Annotated in this window: 23 protein-coding genes; 13 read left to right on the forward strand and 10 right to left on the reverse strand. The window is 68.4% G+C overall.

Going from position 1 to position 26,318, the window contains the following annotated elements; genetic code table 11:
* Position 1: 1 nt before the first annotated feature.
* The 6 genes from ATM97_RS10165 to ATM97_RS10190 form a co-directional block, all read right to left on the reverse strand.
* Complete coding sequence (locus ATM97_RS10165; protein ID WP_218717718.1) at positions 2–1,225, reverse strand: hypothetical protein; 1,224 nt, start codon at positions 1,223–1,225, stop codon at positions 2–4.
* Between the two features lie 11 nt (positions 1,226–1,236).
* Positions 1,237–2,409: a hypothetical protein gene (locus ATM97_RS10170; RefSeq protein WP_308248436.1), complete on the reverse strand. Its 1,173-nt coding sequence runs from the start codon at positions 2,407–2,409 to the stop codon at positions 1,237–1,239.
* A gap of 226 nt (positions 2,410–2,635) precedes the next feature.
* Positions 2,636–4,171 carry a serine/threonine-protein kinase gene (locus ATM97_RS10175; RefSeq protein ID WP_218717720.1) on the reverse strand — a complete coding sequence of 512 codons (1,536 nt, stop codon included), beginning with the start codon at positions 4,169–4,171 and terminating at the stop codon, positions 2,636–2,638.
* Between the two features lie 82 nt (positions 4,172–4,253).
* Positions 4,254–5,495: a hypothetical protein gene (locus ATM97_RS10180; protein ID WP_218717721.1), complete on the reverse strand. Its 1,242-nt coding sequence runs from the start codon at positions 5,493–5,495 to the stop codon at positions 4,254–4,256.
* Positions 5,492–6,706, reverse strand: coding sequence for a hypothetical protein (locus ATM97_RS10185; protein ID WP_218717722.1), 1,215 nt, complete (start codon positions 6,704–6,706; stop codon positions 5,492–5,494). Before ATM97_RS10185 ends, ATM97_RS10180 begins: the two co-directional genes overlap by 4 nt.
* A gap of 78 nt (positions 6,707–6,784) precedes the next feature.
* A complete protein-coding gene (locus ATM97_RS10190; RefSeq protein ID WP_218717723.1) occupies positions 6,785–7,990 on the reverse strand; it encodes a hypothetical protein in 1,206 nt (401 codons plus the stop codon).
* A gap of 166 nt (positions 7,991–8,156) precedes the next feature.
* On the opposite strand from ATM97_RS10190, the gene ATM97_RS10195 reads away from it, so the two are divergent.
* Entirely contained in the window at positions 8,157–9,449 is a 1,293-nt protein-coding gene (locus ATM97_RS10195; RefSeq protein WP_255587503.1) for an FHA domain-containing protein, read from the forward strand.
* A gap of 327 nt (positions 9,450–9,776) precedes the next feature.
* Here the strand turns inward: ATM97_RS10195 and ATM97_RS10200 are convergent, their stop codons facing one another.
* A complete protein-coding gene (locus tag ATM97_RS10200; protein ID WP_218717725.1) occupies positions 9,777–11,222 on the reverse strand; it encodes a metallopeptidase in 1,446 nt (481 codons plus the stop codon).
* 107 nt (positions 11,223–11,329) lie between these two features.
* Between ATM97_RS10200 and ATM97_RS10205 the strand changes: the two genes are divergently transcribed.
* From ATM97_RS10205 to ATM97_RS10230, 6 genes are all read left to right on the forward strand, one after another.
* On the forward strand, positions 11,330–13,852 hold the full coding sequence (locus tag ATM97_RS10205) for an FHA domain-containing protein (RefSeq protein WP_218717726.1): 2,523 nt from the start codon (positions 11,330–11,332) through the stop codon (positions 13,850–13,852).
* Between the two features lie 226 nt (positions 13,853–14,078).
* Complete coding sequence (locus tag ATM97_RS10210; protein WP_308248437.1) at positions 14,079–15,413, forward strand: hypothetical protein; 1,335 nt, start codon at positions 14,079–14,081, stop codon at positions 15,411–15,413.
* A gap of 177 nt (positions 15,414–15,590) precedes the next feature.
* A complete protein-coding gene (gene rplM / locus ATM97_RS10215; protein WP_022567307.1) occupies positions 15,591–16,034 on the forward strand; it encodes a 50S ribosomal protein L13 in 444 nt (147 codons plus the stop codon).
* Complete coding sequence (rpsI, locus tag ATM97_RS10220; RefSeq protein ID WP_308248438.1) at positions 16,031–16,546, forward strand: 30S ribosomal protein S9; 516 nt, start codon at positions 16,031–16,033, stop codon at positions 16,544–16,546. The genes rplM and rpsI overlap by 4 nt, the downstream gene beginning before the upstream one ends.
* Before the next feature lie 164 nt (positions 16,547–16,710).
* Positions 16,711–18,048, forward strand: coding sequence for a phosphoglucosamine mutase (gene glmM, locus ATM97_RS10225; protein WP_218717727.1), 1,338 nt, complete (start codon positions 16,711–16,713; stop codon positions 18,046–18,048).
* Positions 18,049–18,179: 131 nt separating this feature from the next.
* Positions 18,180–18,551, forward strand: coding sequence for a hypothetical protein (locus ATM97_RS10230; RefSeq protein WP_218717728.1), 372 nt, complete (start codon positions 18,180–18,182; stop codon positions 18,549–18,551).
* Here ATM97_RS10230 and ATM97_RS10235 read toward each other — a convergent pair whose 3' ends face one another.
* Together ATM97_RS10235 and ATM97_RS10240 are read right to left on the reverse strand one after the other, a co-directional pair.
* Positions 18,552–18,983: a hypothetical protein gene (locus ATM97_RS10235; RefSeq protein ID WP_218717729.1), complete on the reverse strand. Its 432-nt coding sequence runs from the start codon at positions 18,981–18,983 to the stop codon at positions 18,552–18,554.
* Positions 18,984–18,991: 8 nt separating this feature from the next.
* Positions 18,992–20,632 carry an ABC-F family ATP-binding cassette domain-containing protein gene (locus tag ATM97_RS10240; protein WP_218717730.1) on the reverse strand — a complete coding sequence of 547 codons (1,641 nt, stop codon included), beginning with the start codon at positions 20,630–20,632 and terminating at the stop codon, positions 18,992–18,994.
* A gap of 146 nt (positions 20,633–20,778) precedes the next feature.
* Between ATM97_RS10240 and ATM97_RS10245 the strand changes: the two genes are divergently transcribed.
* The 6 genes from ATM97_RS10245 (at position 20,779) to ATM97_RS10270 (ending at position 24,541) form a co-directional block, all read left to right on the forward strand.
* Positions 20,779–20,970 (forward strand): PspC domain-containing protein, encoded by a 192-nt coding sequence (locus ATM97_RS10245; protein WP_218717731.1) that lies wholly within the window; start codon positions 20,779–20,781, stop codon positions 20,968–20,970.
* 94 nt (positions 20,971–21,064) lie between these two features.
* The gene (locus ATM97_RS10250; RefSeq protein ID WP_218717732.1) at positions 21,065–21,373 is read left to right on the forward strand and encodes a DUF6802 family protein; all 309 of its coding nucleotides are present in this window, start codon (positions 21,065–21,067) and stop codon (positions 21,371–21,373) included.
* Positions 21,374–21,471: 98 nt separating this feature from the next.
* Positions 21,472–21,804, forward strand: coding sequence for a hypothetical protein (locus ATM97_RS10255; RefSeq protein WP_218717733.1), 333 nt, complete (start codon positions 21,472–21,474; stop codon positions 21,802–21,804).
* A 27-nt stretch (positions 21,805–21,831) separates the two neighbouring features.
* On the forward strand, positions 21,832–23,535 hold the full coding sequence (locus ATM97_RS10260; RefSeq protein WP_218717734.1) for a hypothetical protein: 1,704 nt from the start codon (positions 21,832–21,834) through the stop codon (positions 23,533–23,535).
* 50 nt (positions 23,536–23,585) lie between these two features.
* Positions 23,586–24,014: a hypothetical protein gene (locus ATM97_RS10265; protein ID WP_218717735.1), complete on the forward strand. Its 429-nt coding sequence runs from the start codon at positions 23,586–23,588 to the stop codon at positions 24,012–24,014.
* Between the two features lie 188 nt (positions 24,015–24,202).
* Complete coding sequence (locus ATM97_RS10270) at positions 24,203–24,541, forward strand: hypothetical protein (RefSeq protein WP_218717736.1); 339 nt, start codon at positions 24,203–24,205, stop codon at positions 24,539–24,541.
* Positions 24,542–24,609: 68 nt separating this feature from the next.
* On the opposite strand, the gene ATM97_RS10275 is transcribed toward ATM97_RS10270, so the two are convergent.
* The gene (locus ATM97_RS10275; protein ID WP_308248439.1) at positions 24,610–26,310 is read right to left on the reverse strand and encodes a serine/threonine-protein kinase; all 1,701 of its coding nucleotides are present in this window, start codon (positions 26,308–26,310) and stop codon (positions 24,610–24,612) included.
* Positions 26,311–26,318: the final 8 nt, after the last annotated feature.

The following is a 26,318-nucleotide window of genomic DNA, read 5'->3' on the forward strand; positions in this document are numbered from 1 at the left end:
TCTACTCGCTCTTCTTCAGGATCGCGTACTGCGCGGCGGTCCGTTCCTGCAGTGTCGCGTCGACCTGCAGTGCCGCACGTGACGATGTCGCCAGTGACATGACCACGGCGACGTAGCGTCCGTAGACGACTACACAGATCCCGTTGTAGCCACGGTTCGGGTCCGCTTCCTCCAGCCGGAGGCATTGGGCGTCGGCGATACCGGGCGGTGGATCGAGCGCACTGTCGCTCTTGCCCGGCTTGGCGAGGACGGTCTGGAGTGCGAACGCGGCCTCGACATCGCGGGTCCGGTACACGGTGCTGAAACGCCGACCGACCAGGTCGACGCCGGCCTTCTCGAATGCCGCGCGGGCTTCGGCCGGGTTCCGTTCGAAGTGCAGGATCCCCGACGGCTCGAAGGTGCCGAAGTCCTCTTCGTGGTAGCTCATGCCGTACGGGTCGCCCGCCGGTGACTTGCCGGTCGCCCGGCGCATGATGCCGTCGGGATCCAGCGGCAGGTCGAGCAGATCGTCGGGGGCGATCACCCGGTACTTGTCGAGGGCGGGAATCTGCAGGTCGAGGGCCTTCTTGATCTTGGTGGCCAAGCCGGCCGGATCGGAGGTCTCCTGCGACATGCTGACGGCGATCACGAACGGACCGTGCGCCTGGAAAGCGCTGACCGCGCTGCCGTCCTTGCTCGATGCGTTCGCCTCGGCGTAGCCGGGGATCGTCACCGGCTGGCGGGGATTTTCGCCGGTGGTGCTCACCTGGTACATCGCGGCGGCGGCGTTCTTGCTGTCCTGCGCGGTGGCGAAGTGCAGCACGCTCAGGTGCATTCCCTTGGAATCGCGCACGCTGCCGTTCGTGCGTGCCCCGGTGACGCCGGCGATGAAGTTGTTGTCGGCCACCGCGGCCTTGAACTGTTCGGGCAGGCCGTCGTCTTTCGACATGTCCGTGCCGTCGGCGAACACTCTGGTCGTGTCCCGCTTGGTCAGTTCTGGGTCGACATCGATCGGCTGGATCAGAACGTTGAGCAGTCGTCGCCCCTCGATCAACCGGACCGATTTCGCCGTGTCGGAGTACTTCAGCTCGAAGGTGGTCGGCTCGGTGACGGTCGCGCCGGTCTTGAGCGTCGCCAGGTCGACCGGTGTCATGCCGGGCTTGGCCTGGCCGGAAATCGGTGCCGCGCATCCTGATCCGACGACCAGGACGGTGAGCAGCCCGGCCAGCCGCAAGGTGTTGTTCATCTCGGGCATCCTCATCGGCGGGTGAGCAGAACGTATTGGGCGGCGACCTGCTGATGGAGGTCCTGCAGGTTCCCGTCGCGGATCTGCGCGGCGTAGCGGTCGACCTGCAGGTAGCAGATGTAGTCGGAGGTCTTCACCTCACCCTGGGACTCGTAGGTGTTGGCCCGGCACGCGACCGCGTCGGCCAGCTTGTCCGGCGCCGAAGCCTCCTTCGAGTCCGCTTCCGGCTTCTTCCACTCGTCGACGAGGGCCTTCGCGCCCGCCGTCGTGGTGGACCGGAAGACGACCGAGTCGCCGAAGGTGATCAAGTCGACGCCGTTCTTGGTGAAAGTGTTCAGCAGATCGGCGTCCGGATCGGCGAACAGGCTCAGTGCCCCACGGCCGGTGAAGTATCCGTCGGGCTGCGCGCGGACCGGTGCCGACGGATCCGAGGGCAAGGTCCGCCCGAGCAGCCCGGTCGGATCGAGCGGGACGCGTTCGAGCTGGTCCGACGGGGTCGGCACGAATTTGTCCAGGAGTGGGATCTGCACCGCGAGCGCTCGTTCGACCTGCGCGGTCAGCGAGGCCAGATCGGGTGCCTTGGTCTCGTCATCGATCTTCATGAAGATCACGTAGCGGTCGTGGACCGTCCAGGAACCGATCGAAGAGACCGACGGCCGCCAGTGCGCGTAGGTCTTCGGGTACTTGGTGATCGACACGGATTCGTTGTCGGCGTTGAAGGTGAAGTCGTCGTGCTCGAGGGTCGGACCGACGGTCTCCGCGGTCTTGGCATCGGGGAAGATCAGGACCGAGAGGTTGAGGCTGCGCCGCGGCTCGCCCCCGCTGGGACCGGTCGCCCAGGTGTTCAGCCAGCCGGCGACCAGATCCTCGGCGACCTCGTCGAAGGTGTCGTTGATGATGAGCTTGCCCAGGCCCTTGCGATTCAGCACGATCTGCGTGGGATGGACCAGCGATTCCCGGCGATTGTCGTAGACATAGGCGGGGTCGATCTCGAAGGGGACGGCCACGTGGTCCGCGAGCCGCTGCGCCTCCCACGCCCGCCCCTGGTTCAGGCTCTTGGCGTTGCCGACCGTGCGCGGCTGGGTCTGGTAATTGCCGAAATTCAGGTTCGACGAGTCCGGCTCGGTGCGCGTCGCGCTTCCCGATACCTGCGAGCCGCAACCGATCACGGCGGCGGAAACCACGACGGCGACTGCCGCCTGAACCGCTACGCGCGCCATCGTTGCACCACGGTTGAGCAGCACGCTCTCCCCCTCCAACTGACTAACTGATCCGATCGTGGGCCGACTCGGTCCGAGTCACAGGCCCACCCTTCCCCGGTGATCTGGCTCGCGGGCATAGTAGCGCACCCGCTTGCTCCGAGCTCGCGCTCCAGCAGCGGAGGGCGCCGACGCCGACCGGTCGGGCGGGCTACTTGATCCGGCTCTCGAGGATCGGGACCAGTCGCGACAGCAGGGTCTGTTCCGAGCTCGACGTCCAGGAGCGCATCGCGGTGACGCTGATCGGGTCGTCGATCGGGATGACGGTGGCGCGGGAGCCGGTGATCTGGAAGGGCAGGCCGAGGAGGCCGCCGCCGCCGGCCTTCGCGTCGCTGCGGACGGCGAGGATGTAGCTGTCCTCGGGGACGTCGAGGCGGTCGGAGGAGTTGGCGACCGGGCGGGGCGAGGGCTCCTCGCCGGTCTTGGTGTAGTTGAAGTTGTAGACGAAACCGAGGTCTTCGAGGAATTTGGTCTGCAGGGTGCCGCCCAGATAGGTGGCGACCTTGTTGTCGGCGTCGACGTCGACCATCAGGACGGTCTTGCCGGTGAAGGCCGGATTGTCCTTGCGGGCCTGCTCGATCGGGCTCAGCGCGGCGGTCGAGACGGCGGTGGTGCCCGACCCGCCGGTAGCCGGGGTGTCACCGGCCGACGCCCAGATGCCGATGCCCGCGGCCACCGCGACGACGGCGACCAGGGCGCCGAGGGCGAGGACCAGGCGGTTCTTCGAATTCTTCGGTGGGTCAGCGTGATTCGTCGCGCCGATCGCGGTCACGGCGGTGGGGGACCACTGGGTGTGGGTCTGGATCGGGTGCGTCGCCGACGTGTGGTGGCCGGGGGGAGTCGAGCCGGGGACGAGGGCGGCGGTCGCGGCGGTGGTGAAGTCGCGGCAGGTCGAGAACCGTTCGTTCGGGTTCTTGGCCATGGCGCGCGCGAAGACGTGGTCGATCGCGGGCGGCAGGCCGGGGCGCACGGCGGTCGCGCGGGGCGGCGGTTCGTGCAGGTGGCCCATCATCACCAGGGCGGGCTGGGTCGCGGGATACGGGTTCTGGCCGGTGAGGAGTTTGAAGAAGGCGCAGGCCAGGCTGTAGACGTCGGCGCGGTGATCGAGGTGACCGCCCGACAGCTGTTCCGGCGGGGCGTAGGCGATGGTGGCCAGGAAGCTGCCGGTCTGGGTGAGCTCGGAGGCGTCGTCGGTCGACTTGGCCACGCCGAAGTCGGTGAGCAGCACTCGCTCGTCGTCGCCGTAGGTGTCCGAGAGCAGGAAGTTCGCGGGTTTGACGTCGCGATGCAGCAGGCCGCGGTGGTGTGCGAAATCGAGGCCCTTGCCGACCTCGGTGGTGATGCGCAGGGCGCGCAGCGGGGTCATCGCGTGCGGGTCGCGGGCGAGTTCGGCGGCGGCGTCGGTGCCGTCGACGTACTGCATGGCGATCCACAGTTGGCCGTTCTCCTCGCCGCGGTTGTAGACCGAGACGATATTCGGGTGGTCCAGGCCGGCGGCGAGATTGGCTTCGCGTTCGAAGCGGGCGCGGAACTCGGGGTCGCGGCTGAGTTCGGGGCTGAGGATCTTGAGCGCGTCGGTGCGCGGCAGGCTCGGATGCGCGGCCAGATAGACCGAACCCATGCCGCCCGCGCCCAGCTTGCGGATGATGCGGTAGCCACCGACGATGGTGCCCGGGCTCATCGTCATCTCTTTCGGTCTCCTGACTCGTTCGGTGTGCCGCGCTCCGGCGGGAGCATACTGGCCACCCCCTTGCCGCGCAGTGCTCAGCTCAACGGCTGTTGGCGAAGACGGCGTACTGTGCGGCGGCGCGTTGCTGAGCGTCGAGGAGCTGTTCGCTGCTGACGATCCCGACGTACTGCTTGTAGGCGAGGATGCAGCTGAAGCGCTTCTTCGCGGCCAGCTGCTTGTTCTCCACACAGGCCGCCTCGGTGAGGTTCGGCGGGGGCGCGACGTCGGTCGCGGTGGGCCAGAGGAACAGCTTCTCGACGACCGCGCGGCGGGCCGACTCGGCGTCGGGAGTGCGGATCCCGATCGAGCCCCACGAGATGGCGACCTGCTGGGCGTTCATCTTCGTGAGTTGCTGCCCGAGGTACTCGCGGTGGTCGGGGAGCGGGCCACCGGAGTAGTGCTGGATGCCGTGCGCGCCGGTGACCAGGTAGTTCGAGCCCTCGGGGCTGGTCAGGCCCTCGGGGTTGAGGGTCCGCATCAGGAGGTGATCGGGGTCCCAGGGCAGGGTCATCAGCTGTTCGTCGGTCAGCGGTGTGATCGCGGCCAGCGACTCGATCTGCTTGGTCAGCGCCGACTCGGCGAGGGCGGTGAGCGCGGGCAGGTCGGGCCTGGCCACCGACAGCAGGAAGGCGATCACATACGGACCGTGCGGCAACAGCACCCGGACGAACGGCGCGTCCGGACGCCACTGGGCGTGGGCGGCAGGGTATTTCGGCAGCGACACCGGCTGGTTGCGGCCCTCCTGCGCGGCGAAGTCGGCGTCGTGGAATTCCCTAGCCGCCGCCGTGGCGCGCTCGGCGTCGGGGAATTGCAGGATCATCGTGGTTGCGGTGAACCAGTTGTTGTCCTTCTTGGTCGGCCAGGTACCGCTGGTGCTGACGCTGAGATCCTTCGACGCGCCGCTGGAATGGAAGCCGTAGAGCATCTTGTGCTTCTGCGCGATGGCCGACATCGCGGTCTCGTTGCCGAGTTCCGACGGCATCAGCCGGGCATTGTTGGCGTCGGCACGGTTGCCGTAGATCATCTGCGGATCGATGTCGTAGGCGCTGATCGCGTAGTCGGCGATCCGCATGGCGGCCAGCTTGTACATCTCGTAGAAGGCCGGAACGGGGTCGTCGTCGTGGGCATTGGGCGGTTCGGTGGGATACGCGCCGACATCGAGTGAGCGGACATCGATCTCGCCCGGCACGCCGGTGCCGGACACCGTGGCGCCGCAGGCCGTGAGGACGGCGGTCAGCAGGGCGGCGATCAGTACCGTCGGGGTGCGCTTCGGGATGCTCATCGGGCATTCACCAGCAGGGCGTACTGGGCGGAGATGCGCTGCTGGGCATCGAGGAGCTGGTTCGACCAGACGTAGGCGGCGTAGCGGTCGTAGGACACCGCGCAGTAGAAACGGACGGCGAGCTTCTCCCGGCCGATGTATTCCTTGCACTTGGCGCTCGGCAGATTCTTGGGTGGGTCCGCGGCGGTGAACTTGCGGGTCAGGCCGCCGAGTTCGTCGCGCACCGCCTGCGCGCCGGCGATGTCACGCGCGCGGTAGACGTCGGAGCCGTCGTTGGCGAACAGGTCGACGCCGTTGTCGGCGATCATCTTCGTCGTACTCTCCGGGTCGGAGGAGAAGTGCCGCGCGGTGCGGCCCGCGTACACCCCTGGCGGGTTGATCCACGAATCCTCGCGCGGCCGTGGGGCGGTGCGGCCGAGCATGTTCTCGCGGTCACGCGGCAGCGTCATCAGTTTGTCGACGGGGGTGGGGGTGAATTTCGCGACCGAGGGCACGATGGTGTCGAGGCTCTTGCGGGTCAGGTCGAGCAGAGCCTGTTTGTCCACCTTTTCCAGATAGATCTTCAGGTAGTCGTAGAGCCACGTGTAGATCACGAGATGGCCGGTGGCGAACCAGGATCCGATCGATTGCTGGTCGGGCTGCCAATGCGCTTTCGCGGCGGGATAGCCGGGAATCTCGAGCGGCTGGTTGTTCGGCGCGTAGCCGAAATCGAGTCGTTCCAGGGCGGTCGCCGCGGCGGCGGCTTTCTGCTCGTCGGGGAAGATCATCACGGCATTGACCATGTCGATGCCTTTGTTGTCGGGCGCGGTCTGCGCCGAACTCACGAAACCGCCGATGAAATCCGGCGCGATCTCGCCGAATCGATCGACCGCCATGATCTTGCCGAGCGAGGCCTCGGCGTCGATGAACACCGTGGCGATCGACGGATTGGTGTGGATGAAGCGCGCGTCGACGTCGGCGGGCGTGGGAACGTGGTCGCCGAGCCGCTCGGCTTCGATGAATCGCGCCTGGTCCTGGTTCGCGACCGTGCCGACCTGGCGTGGCTGCGTCGCGTAGGCGCCGACATCGAGGGTGGCGATATCCACCGGACTCTCGCTCGCGCCGGACGGTTCGTCGCCGGTGCCGCATGCCACGACGACACCTGCCAGCACGGTGGCCGCCAGCGCGGCGCACGCGGTCCTGGCTGATCTCGTGGCTCGCAACACGATCATTCCTCCCCGAAACGATGGTCGGCGGAATACTACGTCACCGAATTCGGGGATGGGTGGGGCCGTGGTGCGGCTACGGACTCACAAACTATTCGCGAGCAGGGCGTACTGGGCGGAGATCTTCTGGCGGACGTCGGGTTCCTGGTCGGAACTGACGATGCCGAGATAGCGCTTGTACGGGACGTAGCAGCGGTATTTGTACTCTTCCTCGGCGTCGCCCTGGTTGTTGAGTTGCAGGCATTTGGCGCCGGGGATGTCGGTAGGGGCGGGCAGGGTGTCGTAGTGGCCCGCGCTGTCGATGAGGCCGGTCATCAGGGCCTTGGCGGCGGCCAGGTCGCGCACGCGGGTGATGGAGCCGCCGTCGACCAGGGCGACGGCCTCGGCGCCGGTGGACTCGACCAGGCGCTGGCGGGTGGTCTGGTCGTCGGCGTTGTTGACCAGGTGGGCAGGGTTGTAGACGGCGAAGGAGTGTTGGTCGGGGTGCTCGCCGGACCGGTCCTCGACCACGGCGCGGGCCAGGAGGCGCTCCGGGTCGATCGGCAGATCGCCGAGTTTGTCGAAGGGGGTGGGGGTGAAGGTGGCGAGCTGGGTGAGTTCGGCGGCGAGAGTCTTGTCGACCCAGGCGGTGAGGTCGGCGGCGTCGGCGCGCGGGCGCTGGATGAACAGCGAGATCACGAACTCCTTGTGCGCCAGGAACGCGCCGATGGTCGGCACGTTCGGGCGCCAATGAACGTAGGCCTCGGGGTATTTGGTCGAGGGGAGCTTGCGGTTGTCCGGTGACACCGCCAGGTCGACGTCCTCGAGTTCGCGGGCGGCGAGGGTCGCCGCGGTGGCATCCGGGAAACGGAAGACAGCGGTGGTCACAGCGGTCGCGTCGGCCGCGGGGCGCTTCTGGCCCGACGGATCGGGCTTGTCGGAGCCAAGAGCGGCGTAGCCGGTGACGAATTTACGGTTCTCCAGAACAGGTTTGGAGACATTGGCGACGAAGTCGAGCGCACGCTCCACATCGGGGACCACGGTGCCGCCGCGGCCGTGGGACAGCGACGGATCGATCCGCACGGCGGGGATGACGGCCGCCGACATGCGGGTGCCCTCGACGAGCGCGCCCCGGCTGCCCGCGGTGTCGTCGTAGCTGTGGTGATCGGTGGCGTAGGTGCCCGTCTCCAGGCCGCGCACGTCGGGTTCGGCGGCGACCGGGGTTCCGGTGACCGCGCAGCCGGTGAGGGCGGCGGCGATCATGGCACCACAGAGTGCGGACGCGATACGGATCTTCGTCGAATAGATCATCGGTGCCCCTTGATGTTCCTCCCGCGGTCCCTTGAAGTTACCGGACCAACGCCGCCCAGGGGGACCTATGTGGGCGGGTTTGCCATAGTCTGGAGGGCATGGCGACGACCCTGCTGCGCAGTTCCGGTAGAGGCCGATACCTGTGAGGGATCGGCAGGTCGAAGTCGTGCTCGGAAGTCACGCGGTCGCGCGCGTCGCGGGCGCGGTGATCGTGGTCGCTCATCGCGGGCACGGCAGGCTCACTCCCGACGACACCGCGGCGGTCGCGCTGGAATCGCTGGCCGAGCTCGTGCGCGCCGCCGCCGAGGAAGCGCCGGGCGGACCGGGGTCGGTGGTCGCGCGGGAGGCGACGCGCTGGCTGATGAAGTACGCCGAGCAGATCTCGCCGGGCACGCCGATCGATTTCGGGGTGCTCTCGAGCGCCGACAACGGCGGGGTCGCGATCTTCCTGCACGGCGCGGTGACGGCGGTGCTCGCCGGGGACGGCGCCGCGGAGTACTACCGGGGCAGCGACGCCGCGTTCACCGTCGACCGGGTGGCCTCCGAGCCGGCCACCGCGGTCGCGCTGTTCGTCGACGACGCCAAGGGCCGCATTCCCGATCTGCCGCCGGAGCGCGGTGTCGGGTGGCTGGTGGAGGGGATCGCGCAGGCGGGCGGCGCCGTGGTGTGGTCCAACGGGACCCGCTCCCGGGTCCGCACCGCCGAACCGGCGGCGGGCACGCGCAGGCCACCGCCGCCCACCGCCCGCATCGATCGGGAACCACATCCGGCGCAGGCGGATTCGCGTCCGGCCGAGCCGCCCGCCACCGGGATGCAGCCGGCGACGTCGCTGATGGACGCGGCCACCGGTGCCACCGGACCGGCGCACGCGGCCGTCGACCCGCACAACGCCGAGACCAGGAACGCGGGCACCAACCCCGCGCCTGAACCCGACCCCGACCTGCAGCGCCGCCTCGAGGCGACGGCCAGGTCGACGGTGCTCACGGTCAAGGTGATGGGATTCAAGTGCGCGCGTGCGCATCCCAGTGATCCGCGCTCGGCGTTCTGCACGGTCTGCGGCATGCCGGTCGACCAGACCCAGGCGCTCAGCGAGGTGGTGCGTCCGCCGCTGGGCATGCTCGTCCTCGACGACGGCATGACCTACCTGCTCGCCGCCGACGCGGTGATCGGCCGCGACCCGGAGAACTCCGAAGCCGCCCAGCGCGGGCTCATCCCGCTGCGCGTCGACGACACCTCCGGCGGGATGTCCCGCGCGCACGCCGAAGTGCACCTGGTGAGTTGGGACGTCCAGCTCGTCGACCGCGGTTCGACCAACGGCACCCGTACCCGCCTGCCCGGCTACCGCGACTGGATCCGGCTCACCCCGAACCAGCCGATGGTGCTGATCCCGGGCACCGAGGTGATGATCGGCAACCGTGTCCTGCGCTTCGAGCCGGCCGCACCACCCCCGTTCGGCTGACAGAGCCGCACACCACCACGCCCGACCCCACGGAGGGGCGGGTCAGCCGGCGCCCTGAACCCAGCCACCGCGCCCGACCTCTAGGGAGGGGCGGGTCAGCCGGCGCCCTGAACCCAGCCACCAGGCCCGGCCTCTAGGGAGGGGCGGGTCAGCCGTTGAACCCAGCCACCGCGCCCGACCTCTAGGGAGGGCAGGCAGGCGAAGCCTGCCGTCGCGGCCGTCCCGTCGGTCAGGTGCCGTGGCGTCCGCGACGAAGGAGCAAGCCACGGCACCTGACCGACGGGACCGGAGGGGCCGCGACCTCGAGCGCGCCAGCGCTCCAACACTTCAGCTGTACCGCGACAAGCAGGTGGTCTCGCCGTTGAGCACGCCCGCCCGGAAGGCGTCGACGCGGGAGAAGCCGCTGGGGACGGTGTTGCCCTCGGTGTCGCTGGCGGCCAGGCCGTCGGTGAGCAGGCCGGAGACGGCCTCGTCGAGGTCGCCGGCCGAGAGCTGGATATCGCCCTGGCTGACCGGGCGGCCGGGCTGGGCCAGCTTGCCGGTGACGACACCGGACAGGCAGGCCGCGCGCAGACCGGTCTTCGCGCCCGTCAGCGCCTGGCCGTGACTGCGCTGCACGGCGAGGGTGTAGCGGGAGATGAACACGACATAGCCGTTGTAGTCGCCGCTGACCTTGACCGGGAGCGGGCCGTCGTCGTCGGTGTCGACCGAGCCGCGCTGCGCCAGCGCGGGCACGTCGGTGGCGATGACGTTCCTGGCCGGGCAGTAGGTGACCGGTTCGGTGGCGGTGCCGTCCTTGCAGTCGATCCTGGCGCCGGAGTATTCGTAGGTCGGAACGTCCTCGACCGGCAGGATCGACTGCAGCGCCTTGCTCAGCTCGACCAGGTTCTCCTTGGAGATCGGGTACTCGCCGCGGCCCTGGTCGCCGGAGAAGCTCTGCGGCAGGTTGCCGCGGCGCTGGTCGATCTCCTCGTCGTCGATGCCCTTGCAGCCGCGCGGGCCGTCGGTGAAGCCGATCTGCACCGCGGTGACACGCTCGAAGGCCGAGCCGTGCACGCTCTCGGGGTCGTCGGGGTCGGAGTCGCGGATCGAAACCGTCGCGGCCAGGACGGAATTCAGGCCGTCGGAGGTGTTGATCGTGAAGTGCTTGGACTTGCCCTCGGCGACGTGGCGCATGAACGCGCCGGCGAAGCAGTCGGCCTGCTGTTCCTTGACCAGGACCGGGGTCTTCTTGGTGACCAGCTTGGCCATGGTCTGGATGGCGTGACCGTACTCGTGGGCCAGCACCATGACCACCGACATCTTCCCGAAGGTCTCGCTCATGGTGGGCAGCAGCATCGCGCGGTCCCAGCCGATGGAGTTGTCGCTGCGGCAGTAGGCGGCGTTGACCAGGTGGTAGGTGGTCTCCTTGCAGAATTCGATCGCCTGGTTGCGCGAGGCCCTGGCGTTCCAGGACACCAGCTTCTCGACCGGCTCGAAGGTCTCGCCGCGGAACTCGACGCCGAAGGCGTCCTTCCAATACGACTGGATGTCGTCGATCGCGTTGAGTGCCAGCGCGTCGACCTCGCCGCCGTCGCCGTTGGACGCGGTCAGCGCCGAATCCGGCACGTTCGGCCGCGGGCCGTTCGGGCCGCCGGTGGTCGGCAGCCCGGCCACCTGGAACGGGTCGTCGTAGATCGAGACCCCGTGGCCGTCGATCGCCCGCGTGCAGCCCGCACTCAGCAACGCGCATAGCACGGCGGTGATCGCAATGAGCACTTGGGGTTTCGGCATCAGTCCCCCTGGTCGGCCGGATACTTGTGCAGGTCGATCGCCGGATCGGGACTGAAGCCGTCTCGGGGGCACCGCCGATGTCCGGGCGATGGCATAGTATCCGCTCCATGTCTTCACCGGGGGCGCAGACCATCACCGTGCGCCATGATGGAACCGAACGAGTCTTCGAAGCGAGCCAGCAGATCACCATGGGCCGGGCGCCCGAAGTGACGCTGTTCGTGGACAGTCCGCTGGTCTCGCGCGTGCACGCCACTCTGCGTTTCCAGAACGGCGCGTGGGTGCTCGCCGACAACGGCAGCACCAATGGCGTTTTCGTCGACGCGCGCAGGCTGAGTCAGCCTGTGTCGATCGATCGGCCCACACAGGTGCGTCTGGGGGACGCTATCAGTGGGCCGTTGCTGCATCTGGTGCCCGCGGCGCCATCGTCGCGGCATGCCGCGACGATGCTCGCACCGCCGTCCCAGCCGCAGCAACAGCAACGTCCGCCGCAACGTCCGCAGCAGCAGCCCTACCAACCGCCGTCCAGACCGGCGCCGCAGCAGCCGCAGTACGTGCCGACCTCGCAGCTGCCGTCCCAGCCGATGGCGCCGCAGGACAACATCAACATGACCCGCCGCGCCGACTCCTCGATGCTGCCGCCGGTGCGCAAGTCGGCCTCCACCGAGCCGGTGGCGCGCGGCGATCGCATTCCGCCCGGCGGCCTGAGCATCGGCCGAACCTCCGACAATCAGATCGTCGTCAACGATCCGCTGGCCTCGCGCAAGCACGCGCGCCTGGTGTCCTCGAACGAGGGCCTGGTCATCGAGGACCTCGGGTCGGCCAACGGCACCTTCGTCAACGGTCACCGTCAGCAGCGCACGGTGCTGCGCGAGCGCGACATCGTCACCATCGGCAATATCGACTTCGTCGTCACCCAGGGCGCGCTGGCGCATCGGCAGAAGCCGGTCGCCGAGCTCGGCCTGACGGTGCACGGGGTCGGTTTCACCGTCGAGGGCAACAAGCAACTGCTCGTCGACGTCAACATGCAGGCCGGTCGTGGCACGCTGACCGCGCTGATCGGCCCCTCGGGCGCGGGCAAGTCGACGCTGTCGAAGCTGATCGCGGGCAGCACCCAGCCCTCCGGCGGTGTGGTCACCTTCGAGGGCCGCAACCTGCACGCCGAGTACGAGGCGCTGCGCTCCCGTATCGGCATGGTCCCGCAGGACGACGTGTTGCACCGTCAGCTCACCGTCCGCCAGGCCCTCGGCTTCGCCGCCGAACTGCGGCTGCCGCCCGATACCACCAAGGCCGACCGCCAGCAGGTGATCGACGGCGTCCTGCAGGAGCTCTCGCTCACCCAGCACGCCGACACCCGCGTCGACCGGCTCTCCGGCGGTCAGCGCAAGCGCGCGTCGGTGGCGATGGAGCTGCTGACCGGTCCGTCGCTGCTGATCCTCGACGAGCCGACCTCGGGCCTGGACCCGGCGCTGGACCGGCAGGTCATGCAGATGCTGCGCGAACTGGCCGACGCCGGTCGCGTGGTGATCGTGGTGACCCACTCGGTCGCCTGCCTGGACATGTGCGACCAGGTGGTGCTGCTCGCGCCGGGCGGCAAGACCGCCTTCGCCGGGCACCCCGGTGGCGTCGGCGCCGCGCTCGGCACGACCGACTGGGCCGAGATCTTCGCCAAGGTCGCGGCCAACCCGGACCAGGCCTTCGCGGCCTATCGCTCCAGGCAGGCCTACGTGCCACCGCCGCCGCCACCGGCGCCGCTGAACCGCGGCAACGCGGGCGCGCCACCGCAGTCGAGCGGGATGCGCCAGTTCAGCACGCTGGCGCGCAGGCAGTTGCGATTGATCTTCGCCGACCGGGGCTATCTGATCTTCCTGGTGGTGCTGCCGTTCATCCTGGGCGCGTTGTCGCTGGTGGTGCCTGGTAGCGACGGCTTCACCGAGGGGCCGCTGATCGCCCAGCCGGACGGATCGTTCGCGCGATCCAGCGGTGGCGAGGCGCAGCAGCTGCTGGTCGTGCTGATCCTCGGCGCGTGCTTCATGGGCGCCACGCTGACCGTGCGCGACCTGGTCGGTGAGCGGTCGATCTTCTATCGCGAGCGCGCGGTCGGCCTGCTGCCGTCGGCGTATCTGATGGCCAAGATCGTGGTGTTCAGCGTGACCGCGTTCCTGCAGTCGGCGGTGCTGGTCGGCATCACCTTCCTCGGCAAGAAGGCGCCGCCGGAGGGCGCGCTGATCCCGAACGGCAGCGTCGAGCTGTACTTCGACATCGCGATGACCGCGGTCTGCTGTGTGGTGTTCGGTCTGCTGATGTCGAGCCTGGCCAAGTCCAACGAGCAGGTCATGCCGATGCTCGTGGTGATGATCATGGTGCAGCTGGTGATGGCGGGCGGCCTGATCCCGGTGACCGACCGGGTCGGCCTCGAGCAGGTGTCGTACCTGTTCCCGTCGCGCTGGGGTTACGCCGCGGGCGCGGCGACCGTCGACCTGCGCGAGCTGGTCATCGGTGCGCAGGAGGATCCGCTCTGGGAACACAAGCCGGGGATCTGGATCCTCGACATCGTGCTGTTGATCGTGATCACCTCGATTCTGGCGGTCATCACCTGGAGCCGGCTACGCCTGAAGAAGTCGCAGGCATGAGCGGTCAGCGCCCGGAGGCGGCAGCTCGCGTCACCACGGAGGGCGCCCGAGCATGCCTGAGCGGGCACCGCATGAGCGGTCAGCGCCCGGAGGCGGCAGCTCGCGTCACCACGGAGGGCGCCCGAGCATGCCTGAGCGGGCACCGCATGAGCGGGGATCGCAAGGTCAGGGCCATATCGGCGGGCATGCTGCGCGTGTCGCCCGCCGACCGGGCACACTTGAGCCTGTGACCGTTCGAGTTGGGGCCCTGCATCTGGGGTGGGATGTGGTGTCCGTTGCCGCGGGCGGCGGTGAGACTCCGATCCGCCCGGTTCAGGTGGAGGGCACCTACACCCCACCCGCCTATCTGCTCGCCGACGCCGCGGGCAGGCTGCACACCGCAGGTGTCGACCGGCAGCGACCGGATCTCGGCATGGCGATCGCCGACGTGCGCGACATCCTCGGGCACCCGCAGATCGTCATCGCCGGCGCCACCTGGCCCGCCGAGCTGGTGTTCCGGGCCCGGCTCTACAACCCGCTGGCCGCGGTCGGCAAGTACCTGCGCGGCAAGCCGCAGCTGGTCGCGCTGCCGCATCCGGACAGCTGGCCCGAGGAGAAGGTCGACACCTATGCCGCGCTCGTCGAGCAACTCGACGTGGTGGTCGAGCCGCTGCCGGAGAGCGTCGCGCTGTCGGGCTACGTGCGCGCGCTCGGGCTGGTCTCGCCGCCCAGCGAACGGCACCGGCACGGCATCGGCGCGACCGGCGTGTACTCCGACGGCCGCACGCTGCTGGTCGTCGCGGTGCACGGCGACGACGAGCAGCCGACCGAATCGGTCGAGGTCGCGGTGACCGCGGAGGCGCTGCGCGATGCCCGCTCGGCCGACAATGTGGTGATCGAGGCGATGGCGGCGGCCCGCTCGATCGGCGCCGACACCTCGACGGTGCTGCTGGCGGGCAATGTCTGCTTCAACGACGCGCTGCGGCTGGCCTTCCAGAACCACCTCGGCCAGCGCCTGCACGTGGCCGATCACCCGATGCACGCGCTGGTTCTCGGTGCCGCGCATCTGCTGGTCACCGAGCCGGACCTGGACGAAGACGACTATCCCGAGACGCAGCACCCCGGCCAGGGGTATGCCGCGCAGGTCGGCTGGGGCGCCCCGGCGCCGCAGACCGGTCAGCCGCCGAGCCCCGCGGGCATCGTCGCCGGACCGCCCGCGCAGGCGAGCGGATCGCCGCGGCACGCGCTGGCCGAGCCCGACGACGACGATCGCCGCGGCAAGCTGATGGGCAAGGTGAAGAAGGGCTTCTTCGGGGCACCGGCGGTGCTCGGCATGGTCGCACTGGCGGCGACGGGCCTGCACGCGAATGCCGCCGGTCCCGCGGTCGCGGCCGAGGGGGAGCGGGTGACCTGCGCGTTCACCCCCTACGCGAACACGGTCCCGCCGGAGGGCATCGCGAGCGCGCGCGGCGGCGGCCTGATCGAGGACAACGCCTGCGTCACCCCGGGCATCGATACACTGCGCTACCTGATCCCCGGGCCCGCGGGCGCGACCGACCCCGGCCCGCCGGTGGTGATCTAGCCGCTCGCCCGATTGTGGTGGCGTGATGCGTAGCTGGTATCGTGGCTCGCTGGCGTGTGGAACGCCGAACCGTTCGCGGATCGGCGTCTCCTCGAAGTCCCGGGTCTCCACCGGCCGCCGGGACGCTCTCGAACCACACCCGTGGCCGGCAACACCGACGACAGACAGGGAACGACTGTGCCTACGTACAGCCCCAAGGCGGGTGACGTGACCCGTAAGTGGTACGTCATCGACGCCACTGACGTAGTCCTCGGCCGTCTTGCCGTGCAGGCCGCTGGCCTGCTGCGCGGCAAGGGCAAGCCGACCTACGCCCCGCACGTCGATGGTGGCGACTTCGTCATCATCATCAACGCGGACAAGGTTGCCATCTCCGGCAACAAGAAGCAGGACAAGCTCATCCACCACCACAGCGGACACCCGGGCGGCCTCAAGTCGCGCACTGTCGGCGAGGTGTTGGCGACCCGTCCCGATCGTCTCGTGGAGAAGGCCGTCAAGGGCATGATCCCGAAGAACAAGCTGGGTAACGCGATCGCGGGCAAGCTGAAGGTCTACGCAGGCCCGAACCACCCCCACGCCGCGCAGCAGCCGGTTCCGTTCGAGATCAAGCAGGTGGCCCAGTGACCGCTCCTGAAGAGTTCAACGAAGAGTACGACGTGGTCGACGAGACCGTGGTCGAGGTTGTCGAAGACGGCGAAGGCTACGAAGCCGAGTACGTCGAAGAGGCCACCTACGCCCCGATCGTGATCGATCGCCCGGTGCAGACCGTCGGCCGCCGTAAGGAAGCCGTCGTTCGCGTGCGCCTGGTTCCCGGCTCGGGCAACTTCGTGCTCAACGGCCGCACCATCGAGGACTACTTCCCGAACAAGGTGCACCAGCAGCTCGTGAAGTCCCCGCTGGTCACCGTCGAGCGTGTCGAGAGCTTCGACATCTTCGCTCGCCTGGTCGGTGGCGGCCCGTCGGGTCAGGCAGGCGCTCTGCGTCTGGCCATCGCCCGCGCGCTGATCGAGGTCACCCCTGAGGATCGCCCCGCGCTCAAGCGTGCCGGCTTCCTGACTCGTGACCCGCGTGCCACCGAGCGTAAGAAGTACGGTCTGAAGAAGGCCCGTAAGGCGCCTCAGTACTCGAAGCGCTGATTTACGCACTGCCGGCCACCGTCCCGCGCATACGCTAGGTATGCTGCCCGCGAGAGCGGGGAGGGGCTCGGTCGGTGGAGCACGTGTGCGAGAGCAGGCTTCCAGCACGGCTGGTCGCCTGCTCTCGTGCTGTATTCGGGGACCTACTACCAGTAGAGGGTTTTATGGGACGGCTGTTCGGCACAGACGGTGTTCGCGGGCTCGCCAACGAGTCACTGAGCCCGGAACTGGCGATGCGCGTCGCGGGTGCGGCCGCGCAGGTGCTCTCGCGCGGCAAGAAGCGCGCGGTCGCGGTGCTCGGCCGGGATCCGCGGGCCAGCGGCGAGATGCTCGAGGCCGCGGTGACCGCGGGCCTGACCTCCGTCGGTGTCGATGTCCTCTCGGTGGGCGTGCTGCCCACCCCGGCCGTGGCGTACCTGACCGGCCTCTACGACGCGTGCTTCGGCGTGATGATCTCCGCCTCGCACAATCCCATGCCCGACAACGGCATCAAGATCTTCGCGGCGGGCGGGCACAAGCTCGACGACGCCGTGGAACAGCGGATCGAAGCGCTGATCACCGAGGGTGTCACGGTGCGTCCGACCGGTGCGGGCATCGGCCGCGTGCGCGGCGACTACACCGTCGAGGGCACCCACGAACGCTATGTCGAGCACCTGCTCGAGTCCACCGGCCAGGACCTGTCCGGCCTGACCGTCGTCGTCGACTGCGCGCACGGCGCGGCCTCGGAGGTGGCGCCGCAGGTGTACCGGGAGGCGGGCGCGACGGTGATCGCGATCAACGCCGAACCCGACGGCCTCAACATCAACGACGGCTGCGGCTCGACCCACCTGGACGCGGTTCGCGCCGCCGTCCTCGCCCACGGCGCCGACCTGGGCATCGCCCTCGACGGCGACGCCGACCGGTGCCTGGCGGTGGACGCCGCGGGCGAGATCGTCGACGGTGACGCGATCATGGCCGTGCTGGCGCTGGCGATGCGGGAGTCGGGCGAGCTCGTCGCCGACACCCTGGTCGCGACCGTGATGAGCAACCTCGGCCTGCACATCGCCATGCGCGCCGCCGGGATCACCGTGCTCACGGCCGCCGTCGGCGACCGCTACGTGCTCGAAGAGCTGCGTCGCGGCGGGTTCAGCCTCGGTGGCGAGCAGTCCGGGCACGTCGTGTTCCCGCGCTACGGCACCACCGGTGACGGCGTGCTCACCGGCCTGCGGCTGATGGCGCGGATGGCCCAGACCGGGCGTCCGCTGAGCGAGCTGGCCGCGGTGATGAGCACCGTGCCGCAGGTGCTGGTGAACGTGCCGGTCAGCGACAAGGCCGCGGTCGCCGCCGCTCCCGAGGTGCGGGACGCGGTCGCCGAGGCCGAGCGGATTCTCGGCGAGTCCGGCCGGGTGCTGTTGCGGCCCAGCGGAACCGAGCAGCTGGTGCGGGTGATGGTCGAGGCCACCGACCCGGCGCAGGCGCGTCAGCTCGCCGACGATCTGGCCAAACGGGTCGCGGCAGTCTGACTCCACCTGGCGGGTCGCGCCCGGCCCATCTACTATCGGCATACGCCGTAGGACCTGTGTGCCGGTGGCGCGTGTGCTGCTCGGCGCACCGGATAGTTTGGCGCGCAGCACGATTCGAAGGGGGCCGATTCATGCCGCCGCTGTCTGCCCGGAACTACCGCGACGAGGACCGCTACCCGGTCGACTACGGCGAGCCCGATCCCTACCACCGCTGCGGTGGCGCGTGCGGCCGGCCGGGGTGCCGGGATGTGCCGCAGGGGTATTCGCACACCGTCCCGATCCGCGACGAGGGCTACGGTCAGCCGGTCGAGCACTACGAGCCGGTCGGTGAACCGTCGCGCGGGTATTCCTTCCCCGTGCCACGGGTGCCGCGCTCCCGGTCGTTCATCGTCGTCGTGGCGATTCTGTTCGTGACCGGTCTCGCCGGACTGATCGGCGCGAAACTCGGGTCCGACATCGACCTGTTCGGTGCCGCGGAAGCGGCCGTGGTGCAGTCGTTCTGATCAGAACTGGCCGACGGCGAATCCGCTGAACAGCACCAGGAACCCGACGATCTCGCCCACCATCAGCCCGTACATCGACAGCCGCAGTTCGGCGGGGATCCGCCCGGCGAACTGGTTGGTCGTGTCGCGCCGCCACCCGTGCAGCGCGTAACTGGCGATCGCACCGGCGAAGAACGCGAGAATCACCAGGTCCGCACTCAGGTTGACCACCGTCGGCCACGCGCTGAGCTCGGTGAACACCGCGAGCAGCACGCCTGCGAAGGAATACAACAGCGCCGCGCGATGCGCAATGTCGACGTAGACGTGCGCCGCGCCCGCGGCCGAGGTACGGATGCCGTGGTACTTCCACACCCCGAGCAGCAGGGCGCTCAGGAAGATCAGCCCGGTGACGAGCAGCGTGACGCGGGTGTCGATCCCCAGTGCGATGTCCATGGCACGTCCTAACCCTCGGTGAGCGACCCGCTCGTCATGTGCCAACGGCGGGTCGCACGAACAGAATCCAGCATCCGGCGATCATGCGTCACCAGAATCAGCGTGCCGGTGAAGGATTCGACGGCCTGCTCGAGCTGTTCGATGGCGGGCAGGTCGAGGTGGTTGGTCGGCTCGTCCAGGACCAGCAGGTTCACGCCGCGCGCCTGCAGCAGCGCCAGCGCGGCGCGGGTGCGCTCGCCGGGCGACAGGGTGTCGCAGGCCCTGGTCACGTGTGGACCGCGCAGGCCGAATTTCGCCAGCAGCGTGCGCACGTCGGCATCTGGCCACTCGGGCATCGCGGCGCTGAAGGTGTCGGCCAGGGCGTCGGGTCCGCGGAACAGCCCGCGAGCCTGATCGACCTCGCCGATCAGCACACCGGAACCCAGTGCGGCCGAACCGGAATCGGGCGCGATCTTACCCAGCAGCAAACCGAGCAGGGTGGACTTGCCCGAACCGTTGGCGCCGGTCAGCACGATCCGGTCGGCCCAGTCGATCTGTGTGGTGATCGGCCCGAGGACGAAATCGCCGCGCCGCACGACGGCGTTCGCCGCGGTCGCCACCACCGCGCCGCTGCGGGGCGCGGTCGCGATCTCCATCCGCAGCTCCCACTCCTTGCGCGGCTCCTCGACCACGTCCAGCCGCTCGATCCGGCGCTGGGTCTGCCGGGCCTTGGCGGCCTGCTTCTCGGTGGACTCGGCGCGGGTCTTGCGCCCCATCTTGTCCGAGTCGTTCTTGCCCTTGCGCCGCGCATTGCGCACGCCGTGCTCGAGCCAGTTGCGCTGCATCTGCGCCCGCGCCTCCAAACCAGCCTTGGTGTCGGCGAATTCGTCGTAGGCCTCGCGGGCGTGTTTGCGGGCGATCTCCCGCTCGGCCAGGTACGCCTCGTACCCGCCGTCGTAGAGCCCGACCTGCTGCTGGGCCAGATCCAGCTCCAACACCCGATTCACGGTGCGCGCCAAGAACTCCCGATCATGGCTGATCACCATCAAGGGCACCCGGACACCTGTGACGAAGCGCTCCAGCCGGTCCAGGCCGTCGAGGTCCAGATCGTTGGTCGGCTCGTCGAGCAGCAGAATGTCGAAGCGCGACAACAACACCGAAGCCAGCCCCGCGCGGGCGGCCTGACCGCCGGACAGTCCCGTCATCGGGGTATCCAGGCCGCTGACCAGTCCGTGGGTGAGCCCGAGATCGGCGGCCACCTCCTCGGCGCGCTGGTCCAGATCCGCGCCGCCGAGTGCCAGCCAGTGCTCGAGAGCGGGCGAATAATCGTCGTCCCCGCCGTCACCGAGCCGTTCCGCCGCGGCGTCCATCACCTGCTGCGCGTGCGCGACCCCGGTCCGGCGGGCCAGGAACTCGAGGACCGTCTCGCCCTCGATCCGCTCCGGCTCCTGCGTCAGATACCCGACCGTCGCGTCCGGCGGGCTGAGCGTGATGCTGCCCTCGCCGGCCACCCCGTCGGCCAGCATCCGCAGCAGCGTCGACTTGCCCGCGCCGTTGACCCCGACCAGCCCGATCACATCGCCGGGCGCGAGGGTGAAATCGAGGTCGGCGAACAGCGTCCGCTCGGCGTGGCCGGCGGACAGACCGGTGGCTTGCAATGTCGTGCTCACCGCCTAAGTCTGCCCGCCTCGGGGTCGGACCCTGAGATCGGGCCCGCCGGAAATCAGGGTGCGGATGGGTCTGCCGACCGATGCGGGCCGGGGTCCTGGCTCGGCACAGTGGAGTCATCACCACTTCCCGAGGAAGGCAACACACAATGACTGCCCCCGCCCGCCGCTTCACCCGTTCGACCAGCGACACATGGATCGCAGGCGTCTGCGGTGGCATCGCCGAGTACTTCGGCTGGAACGCCAACGTCGTCCGTCTGGTCTTCGTCGTCTCCTGCCTGCTGCCCGGCCCCCAGTTCCTCCTCTACCTGGTCCTGTGGCTGATCATGCCCAAGAAGTAAGGCCCGACCGCTCCGGCAACCGCTCGCGGATGACAGGATGGTGGCAACCCCGCCGCGCCGTCATCCGCGAGTTTTCCGTTTGAGGAGGAGTCCCATGGTCACCTCGGGCGACATCCCCGGCCTCGGCCTACCCGACATCGACGCCCATTCCCCCCTGGGCGGCCTCGGCCCGGTCGAGCTCCACACCCCGTCCCAAGACCTGGACGGCGACGGAGTAGTCGACTCCCTGACCGACGCCACCCCCCACGACACCACCATCTGGTCCGACTACGACCACGACGGTTTCGCCGATCACGTGACGGTGGTCGAGGCGGATGGGGATTACGCGGCGTGGGAGTACCACCGACATCCCGACGGGACATCGGAGTGGCGCAGGACCGACCAGGGGAACCTGGGGAAGTGAGTGAACTCGGCCCGCCGGTGAGGGAACCGGTGGGCCGGTTCGCGCGTCGAAATAGGTAGTGCGCCGCCGTGGCGCAGTCGGCACTGTGGAGGTGGGGGATGAGCACAACCGTCTCGAACGGGATCGTGGTGAATCAGGCCGCGGTCAGGCAATCGGTCGATGATCTGAAGACCACTGTCGGTGAGTTGCGCAAAGCCGCGACGAATATCAATGCGTGGGGGTCCGGTGTAGAGGCAGGGCGTGCCTATGCCGACCGCGGTCAGAAGATCGCCACCGGGTTCGATCGAATCAGCGGCTGGCTGAACCGATGGACCACCGCCACCGACTACACCGCGGGAGCGATCGGTACCGCGACCATCGAACTGGTCGGGGTCGACAACTCCAACGCCCAGGACCAGAAGAAGATCGCCGCTCAGGCCGCCGGGCAATGAGCGTGCTCACAGGGGAGGTGATCAATCATGGCTGACACCGTCGACGGGGTACTCGATGATGGCGCTGCCAAGGGCCTGGGGTTTTTCACAGATTTGACACCGAGGTATCTGCGAGCATTTCCCGCGGCGGAGACGATGACTCTGTCGTCGATCTACGCGGCATACGACGCAGAACGCGGCCTCAACCTTCAGACATTGGCGGCAACAGCGGCTGGCCTCCAGATGGCGCTGACCACCGCGAAGTCTCAGTCCGACAAACAACGCCAGGTCAGCCAGGTGCTGCCCGTGTCGTGGCAGGGGGAGGCGGGGACCCGCGGTATCCAAGTCGTTGCGAGTCTGGCGAGTCATTCGGAGACGGACTGTACGGCCGTGCAGAAGGTCCTCGATGCCTTGAACACGGCGAGCACGACGATCCTGCAGACTGTGAAGGACAAGGTCAAGGCTATCGACGAACTGTTGGTGGACGGCAAGGTCACGGTCGCGAATCTGACGCCGACCGATATCGACCAGGTGATCACCGGCAAGGAAACGGGGGAGATCGAGAAGGAAGTCTGGGAGAAGATGATTCCTGGCGCGATCTTCCCGAAGAAGTACCCCGAGCAGATCAAGACCGAGTGCGAGCGATGGCTGAATCAGACGTTCGTGTTCAAATACGAGCAAAGCGTGACCGCATTCAACTCGGCCTGCTCGATTGCGCGCACGGCGATCGAGGGCAAATACGACCTTATCGTCACCGCGCTCAACGCAGTCGAGGAAAAGTCGTACGACGGCGCGAAGTCCGTCGCTGCCACCACGACAGAGGAGCAGAAGACCCCTCCGGCCGGCACACAGGTGAAGGCCAACGGCGATCAAACCACGGCCGCAGGCACCCAAACGACGACGAATGGCAACCAGTCGACCTCGGCCGGGAATCAAACTACGGCGGCGGGTACCCAGACCTCGAACGGTGACACGTCGACGACCACCGGCTCGACGACGAAGACAACGACCGGAGCGAAGACTACCGACGATTCCAGCACCACCACCGACGACGATTCGGATACCAGTGACGCGCTGAGTACCCTCACCTCGACGATCAGCGAACTCGGCACCACCCTCTCGGAAGCGCTGACCGGCGATCTCGGTGACACGCTCACCTCGGCGGTCGAATCGGTTGGTACCTCGATCAGCGACGGCATCGAGCAGTTGACCGAGCAGGCGAGCAGCTTGCTGTCCGGCGAGACGGAGGCTTCGTTCCAACTCGGCGATACCGAGGTGAGCATCGAGGCCAGCGAGAACGGGCTGTCGTTGACGACGACCGATGCCAACGGTGGCTCGACGCAGTACACGTTGACGTTGGACGAGAACGGGATTCCGGTGCTGACGCAGGATTCCACGTCCGTCGATGGCGCAACGACCGGGCAGGCGGACGACACCACGGGCGTACTGGGCTCGGGCACACCGCAATCCGGTAGCGGCCAGGGTGAAGCCGGGCTCGCCGAGGCGGGTACCGGAGGCCGTGGTGGCGCGGATGCGACCACATCCGAGACTCCCGATCTGACGAACGCCCCGGTCACCAGCGAGATCGGTTCGGGCGAACAGTCTTCGGGTTCCGTCGCTGGTGGTGTGCCCGTCGGTCCCCGGTCGACCAAGCAGGAGACCGACGGTGAGCATGTGCCGAGCGTCGAGGATCACCCAGTGAGCGACCCGGGCGACAGCGGCGCGGTTCTCGCCGAGGCAGGGCCGCTGTGACCGCGGTGAGCGCTGCCGGTTCGCCATCGATTCCGGGAGAATGATCGACTGTGGACTACGCGGCAGAGATCGAGCAGATCGCGGCGGAGGCGCGTCGGCGTTCGTCGATCTTGATGGACGAGATCGACGAGATCAACCGTCAGACCTCGCTCCGTGCAGAACAGTTCGCGGTCGACGCCGCCCAGCGGCTACGCGAGCTGGCCGATGCGGAGCCGGAAGCGGAGGCTGCGGAATCCGCTGAACCGCAACCGGTCCAGCCCGAACCGGTGTACGAGCCTGCCCGCGCTGCCGCACCCCCGGTGCCCGCGACCTTCGTCCCCGACCCGTCGATGACTCCCGAGCAGCAGCGGCAGGCCGAGATCCGGGCAGCGGTCGCGCGGGCTCGGGCAGCGCGGGAAGCTCGGTCGACGGTGGCGCCGTCCGACGGCGACTACGATTCCGAATCCGAGTACTACCGTCGCTCTACTTGGCTGGACTGACGAGGTCTGATCGGACAACCTAGGCGCATTCGGGGTGCGCCGAAGACCGGGAGGAATCCGGGTCAGGCCGCACAGAACCCGATATCGGCAGGAAAAATGTACGGATCTGTACGGTTTTCGGTAGCTTTGCCTGCGTCATCGTCCATCCGGACGAGTACCCCGAGACCGACCGTCGGCGCGGTCGCGCGATGAATGAAGCCATCCGCCTGCTGACATCGGCGGCGACACCCGACCCCGAGTTCGGCGACGACCTCGAGGCCGTGCGTAGCACGGAACTGCGGTCCCGACGTGAGGCGTTCGTGGAAATGGCGACCGCCGCGTTTCCGCCACAGCCGTTCGACATGCTCGCGGCCCGAATTCGTGCGGGTGTGTGGGCCGATCTAGCGCGGCGGGGCCAGGAGAACGGTGCCCATGACGTCCTGGTCGCCGCTACCGCGATGAGCATCGGCTGGCAAGTCGCTACGGCGAACGTCCGCCACTTCGAACGCATTCCAGGACTCGAGGTTCGAGCGGTCCGTTTCAGCTGAAGACGCGACCGAGTCGATCGCGTGGAGATCGGTTCCGGCCAACCGGACCGGATTGCGCAGTGCGCGGTTCAGTCTGCGTTGCGCCGGGTCGTCAGGCGAATCGCGAGAGCCACGAAGACGACGGCCACCGAGAGGGCACTCCACATCAGCAGCGACGGCTCGTTCTGCGTGTACATGATCGGAACGGCGGCGGTGAGTGCCGCGGATCCGCCGGCCAGTGTCCAGGTGACCGGTGCTTGCTGCGGGCCGGTGCGGAGTGCGGGGGGTTGCGCGATCAGCAGGATCAGCGCCAGCAGCGCGAGTGGTGGGATCGTGAGTTGCAGGAGGTAGAGGTTCGGCCAGAGGCTCCACCACCCCTGATCCATCGTGAGATAGATCAGCTCGATGGCGCCGACCAGCGTGACGGGGACGGCGGCGAGAACCGCGGCCACGCCCGCATCGAGGGGCTTCGGTGCCCGCGTGCTGAAGATGACCGCCAGGGCGCTGCCCATTGTCGCGGCGGCTGATATCACTACGGCGGCGCTCACCGCGGCCCTCGGGAAGGAACCTTGTCCCAGTGCCAGGGCCAGCGGGCTGCCGATCGCGCAGATCGTGAGGCCGACGGCGAGTGCTGTTCGAGATCCGAGGAGATGGCCCCATCTGGCCGCCGACACCAACGGGACCAGCACGGCCAGCGCAAGGGCAGGCCCCACCATGACCTCCGGGTACCACCTCAACCAGTAGGCCAGTCCGCGGGTGCTGAGCGCGAGAGCGAAGAACGCGCACCACAGCGTCAGCAACAGGGGACTTCGGCCCATCGGGCCCGGGTGCCGCGGTGGCACGCGCGCGGGTATCGCGGGCGGAGGAAAGTTGTGCGGCGGCGCGGCGATGGGCCGGGCATTCGCTGGTAGCGGTGGTCTCCCAGCGGGGGCGGCCAAGCCCGCCGGTGCGGCGGCGTGGTTGCCCACCGCACGAGCGGCTGCCAGGGCGAACTCCGTGCAGGAAGCGAACCGGTGATTCGGATCCTTCGCCAATGCGCGTTGGATAACCAAGTCGAGCTCGGGCGCCGATCCCGGTCGTCGTTCGGACACCCGAGGTGCCGGCGCGGCCAGGTGGGCGCCGATCACCGCGGCCGGGTTCGTGGCGGTGAAAGGGGGCGTGCCGGTGAGGAAGGTGAATAGTGTGCAGGCCAGAGAATACTGGTCGCTGCGGTGATCCAGTACTCGGCCGGAAAGCTGTTCAGGAGACGCGTAGGCCAGCGTGGCGGTGAATGTGCCGGTCTGGGTAACGCCGCTGACATCGTCGCGGAGCCGCGCGATGCCGAAGTCCGCGAGGAGCACCCGTTCGGGTAGGTGCGGATCAGGACTGGACAGCAGGATGTTGGCGGGCTTCACGTCGCGATGCAGGATGCCGCGACCGTGGGCGAAGTCCAGCGCCGCGGCGATTTCGATGATGATGCGGATCGCCCGCGCCGGATCGACGCTGCCGAGGGTGCCGCCATCGCATCCGGGAACGTATTGCATGGCGATCCACAGATTCGGCCCTTCGATGCCGCGATCCTGCACGGCCACGATGTTCGGGTGATCGAGTCGTGCCACCAGATCGGCTTCACGTTCGAATCGCTGCCGAATCTCATTGTCGCCCAGTAGATCTGCGTTGAGAATCTTGAGAGCTACCTGGCGCGGCAGTCGCGGATGCCGGGCGAGATACACCGTACCCATTCCGCCTCTGCCCAGGATCCGTTCAATCCCATAGCCGGCGAAGGTCTCCGAAATCCCCCTGGTGTCCACAGTTGTTC

This window comes from Nocardia sp. MH4 (assembly GCF_019266065.1).
Taxonomy (GTDB): domain Bacteria; phylum Actinomycetota; class Actinomycetes; order Mycobacteriales; family Mycobacteriaceae; genus Nocardia; species Nocardia canadensis.